The sequence below is a fragment of the Acinetobacter sp. 1124_18A genome (genome assembly GCF_052824995.1).
In genome coordinates, this window is sequence record NZ_VTDF01000038.1 from 1 (window position 1) to 284 (window position 284).

1 protein-coding gene is annotated in these 284 nt (G+C 43.7%); it reads right to left on the reverse strand.

The features are described from left to right. On the reverse strand, nt 1-269 hold a 269-nt coding region (locus FY048_RS19015), incomplete at its 3' end, for a calcium-binding protein (protein ID WP_446092179.1). Between the last annotated feature and the right edge of the window lie 15 nt (nt 270-284).

A 284-nucleotide genomic window follows, 5' to 3' on the forward strand; every position in this document is an offset into this window, starting at 1 on the left:
TACAACTTCGTCAGAATATCTGCAACCGTCAGGCTCGTGCCATCTGCAAACTCGATTCGTTGGAGCGAGTTATAGTTATTGACTGGACTGTCCTGATAAAGAAAGCCATTAAACGTAATCTTGTCCGTACTACCAGAGATGGATACCTCCAAGGCACTATTACCGCCAACATCAGGGTCAGAAACCTGCTTTAAAATAATGTCGGAGGCAGTAATTCCTTCTTTAAGTTGAAGGGTATTGGTCTTATTGATCGTCGTGTCATAACTCACCCGAACAACATCCTG